General features: G+C 41.8%; 5 protein-coding genes. 4 read left to right on the top strand and 1 reads right to left on the bottom strand.

Going from position 1 to position 3,810, the window contains the following annotated elements; translation table 11 throughout:
- The 4 genes from IEV46_RS17575 to IEV46_RS17560 all read left to right on the top strand — a co-directional run.
- On the top strand, window positions 1–235 hold a 235-nt coding region (locus IEV46_RS17575; protein WP_188433875.1), incomplete at its 5' end, for a 3D domain-containing protein.
- A 157-nt stretch (window positions 236–392) separates the two neighbouring features.
- Window positions 393–1,490 carry a hypothetical protein gene (locus IEV46_RS17570; RefSeq protein ID WP_188433873.1) on the top strand — a complete coding sequence of 366 codons (1,098 nt, stop codon included), beginning with the start codon at window positions 393–395 and terminating at the stop codon, window positions 1,488–1,490.
- Between the two features lie 99 nt (window positions 1,491–1,589).
- Window positions 1,590–2,411 carry a hypothetical protein gene (locus IEV46_RS17565; protein WP_188433871.1) on the top strand — a complete coding sequence of 274 codons (822 nt, stop codon included), beginning with the start codon at window positions 1,590–1,592 and terminating at the stop codon, window positions 2,409–2,411.
- Window positions 2,412–2,440: 29 nt separating this feature from the next.
- Window positions 2,441–3,127, top strand: a complete 687-nt coding sequence (locus IEV46_RS17560; protein WP_188433869.1) for a hypothetical protein — start codon at window positions 2,441–2,443, stop codon at window positions 3,125–3,127.
- 189 nt (window positions 3,128–3,316) lie between these two features.
- Here IEV46_RS17560 and IEV46_RS17555 read toward each other — a convergent pair whose 3' ends face one another.
- A complete protein-coding gene (locus IEV46_RS17555; protein WP_188433867.1) occupies window positions 3,317–3,664 on the bottom strand; it encodes a transposase in 348 nt (115 codons plus the stop codon).
- Between the last annotated feature and the right edge of the window lie 146 nt (window positions 3,665–3,810).

Here is a 3,810-nt window from a genome sequence, read left to right as displayed (position 1 = left end):
GGGGTATGGAATTACGGCCAGTGGTGCCCGGGTTTCTGAAGGGGTGACCATCGCTGTGGATCCTCGTGTGATCCCGATGGGCTCGCGGGTATATATTGAAGGAATTGGTTACCGAATTGCCCAGGATACGGGAGGGGCTATTAAGGGGAATCGAATTGATGTCTATATGGATTCTCTAATGGAAGCCCGCCTGTTTGGTGTGAAAAAAAATGTCAGGGTAATGCTCGTAAACTAGGTTGATCTGGTAATCAGTTTTTTGGGGGATATGTAGGGAAGAGGGTGTGGCTATTAGTTTGTTTTTCTTGCTAGAGATTGAAGATGGTCACACCCCAAGTAGTTGTTATCGGTGTGTCAAAGTAGACCAGAAATTGTTCGAATGAGGAGGTTCAGATGTGAGATTCATAAACAAACGAAAAATAGCCATATCCATTTTGATAGTAATGGGGGTTATTTTTTTTGCTCCTTTGAGTCTGGTTTTTTCAACGGAAGGATATACACCTCCGGCCCCTTATGTCCCCCCAGATCCCTATGTCCCCCCAGATCCCTATGTCCCATCGGATCCTTATGTCCCCCCGGACCCCTACATCCCTCCGGATCCTCACGTGCCCTCTGACCCTAAAGCACCTGGGGATGTGAATCCGGGGGATGGACAACAAGGAGGTTCACCAGGAGGTCAAGATCAGGGACCTGGAAAAGGAGTAGGGGATGATAACAGCGGTAACGATGACGATGGAGAAAAAGATAACGAAAAGAAAGACAACCCTAACCCTATACTAGATAGTGATTATTACAAAGCCAATAAATTCGCCATCAAAGATATTTTCTTATCCAATATTGGGGCAGGCAGTAAAGTTGATTTTGACTTTCAAAGGTTTGATTGGAAAGGCTCTTTAACTAGTGCCGGAAGAGCAGGTCTTGGTTTGATAGCAGGTGATGACTATTTTGGTGAAATTACCAAACTTGGTTTGAATGTATGGACCGGTTATGATAATTATAAGAATGTAAGGGGTTATTTCGAATCATGGAGTACGATTAGAACAGCCTGGTCCACTATGAATACTGGTGGCTTCTCTGGGGCTTCCGGCTGGGGAAGTTTTTGGGGGGCAATATCAAAAGCTAATCCACCCGGTTCGGTTTCAACCATGTTTGGAAAGTTGGCCCCTCCCTTGGCAGCAATCGATATCGGGATTTCGAGTTTTGAGATGGGAGCTAATATCGGACATGGTGATTATGCTGGGGCTGTTGGCAATTTGGGTTCAGTGCTGATGTCATCAGCTGTGATTGCGAGTGCATCTGGTGTTGGGGCACCGGTGGCGGCAGGGCTTGCTTTGGCCGGTGGTGCTTTATGGCTGGGCTCAACCATTTATAAAAACTGGGACAAAGTCGTGGACGTTGGAAAGAAGACCGTTGAGTATGGGAAGAAGGCTGTTAAAGGAGCAAAGAAAGCTATTGGAGGCGCTATCAATAAAGTAAAAGGTTGGTTTAGTTAATACCTGTTTTATTGGAATTGATGTAGTCAGGATATTTGAAAACTATCCAGTGCCTATTTGAAAACGATAGGCACTGGATATAATTGGGGGATATATACTATGCTTACTATGAACAGCATTCCCGGAAATATTAGAGAGATCGCCGAAGGATACAAAAAAGAGGGTGAAGTTATAGAGGTTTTTCCAGCAAAAATAGAATTAAAAAGTAGCGTGTACTATTATTTCAACTATATCCCTAAAAACGAAAAACTCCTTGTGAAAGAGAATGGATCGATTTTACCGGTCGACCAAATCGAATGGGAAGCATTAGTAGCAAACAGTTATAATAATGCTATAAATGTTTTTTCAACTGTGGGTGAGAACTGGAAGCGTCGTAAAACATTACAAATATACAAGAATGTCCAAAAGCAATTACATCAGGTTGAACCATTATTCAGAGGCGTTCCAATGGAGGTGAAAGAAGCTTATTCTGATTATTGTAGGATCCCCAAAGTGGTTATAGAAAATCAAGAAATCATCGTAAACAACGTCAAAAAAGCGTTGGAGCACGTAAAACATTTCAGAGAAACTGAACTTATTACATATGAGGACTATTCATATTTGCTTAGTCTTCAACTGGGTTTGGCGGAAGCCGGAACGAAACAAAATGAGGTTCAGATGGAGACCTACCATTCCAGAGTAAAGGTATTAAGGTATTTAAAGGAGATGAAGACCTCCTTATTTGATGTGAAGACAATTTATGCAATAAAGATGTTAAAGTTTCACCATAAAAGGATGCATACAGATCAACCAAGGACTAAATCTGAACATGAGGATATGAAGGAAGCCTACAGGCTGAAGGAAGAGTCGAAGTTGCCAATCACAGAAAGAACTGGTGCATCCGAAATACTTAATGATCTACGTAATTCAAGATCGAGATAAAAAAGAACTTATTTTAAGAAGGTGATGGTATGTTAAGTACCGCTATAATTGCCAAAGATGTTTATAAGACTTCTTTTATGAAGATCCTTATATTCGTTCTAGCATTGATACTTCCGATTCAGCTTTTATATACCCTATTTACAGTTTTCCTTAGCACACCTTTTAATCTATTTGGACTGCCAATCATCGGCTCAGCAATAAGGTCTTTTTTGATGATTGTTGCTTTTTTTCTGGCCCAAATTCCTTTTGTCCTGATTTATCAACAATATCATATAAATGGGGAAATAAAGATCTCTACTGTAATTTTTCAGTTCTTAAGATATGCTTTTCCAATCTATATGATCTCTTTATTAGTATCTTTTTTTGTAACAGTTGGCTTTATATTTTTTGTTATACCTGGGATGGTAATATTGGTGTTATTCACAGGACTCCCTCAAGTTAAGGTGATGGAAGATACCTCATTTATCCAAACCATTAGGAATGCGTTTAACTTTGGAAGAATGAACTTTGGTTTTCTTGTTATTGTGACTTTATGTTTTGTATTTCTTGATATTTTGGGAAGCACGCTAACCTTTTTCTTTTTATCCTTTTTCACTGACTGGTACTTTCTTTTAAACATAGGAATCATGTTGGTTAATGCGTTAACGATGCCTTTTTTCGCTTTTATGGTTACAGAAAAATACATTGAATGGTCAGGTGAAGAATATTTGTTTTAATCAATCCTGTTAATGAATATGCCCCAAAAGTGGGTGGGGGATTCCAAACTCCGGGATACAGCTCAGATTCCAGTGGATGTTTCCTTTCAAACCAAAGCCGGAAATCGCCTTGGATTTGGTGGACTGGGCCCGTAAAGAAGGCCCTAGAAGTCTTGTGAAATATGGATTCAGTCCAAGTGTACCCCTAATTTATGAAAATGATGGAGAAATGCTGGGTAAGCGGAATCGGTGAAGAGTCTCTGGAAGGGGTGATGGCATGACCGCCTCCCCCGCAGGGTTATGGCGGTGGAAGACATGGGCCATCCGCTTGAGGTTTTGTGTGATGGCTGTTAAGAGAATCTGACTTTGGACACACCAAAGACCCCGCCCCCGGGCCCTTCGCAATCCGTGCCATTCTTTGGCTTCTGCGAATAAATGCTCCACCCGCTTCCGTAAGTCGCGAATCCGGTGGGCAGCTTGCTGTCGGTTGAGTTCGCGGACGTGGTTTCGAGCTTTGACCCAACGAACTCTCTGGACACGACTCCGTTTATGAGTCAAACGAAAGGTTTGACGCTTCCATGTTGGAAGTGGTTCATCTTAGTCAAAAATACCGTCGAGGAGCTTCTACGGTCGAATTTATTGTGATCCTCCCGTTATTTTTCCTCTTGGGCTTGGTGGTATGGCAGTTGGTTTTGGCAGGAATG

Source organism: Kroppenstedtia guangzhouensis (genome assembly GCF_014637345.1).
Lineage (GTDB): Bacteria > Bacillota > Bacilli > Thermoactinomycetales > DSM-45169 > Kroppenstedtia > Kroppenstedtia guangzhouensis.
The sequence above is the reverse complement of the archived record's forward strand: the minus strand, read 5'-3'. Positions and strand labels throughout refer to the sequence as shown.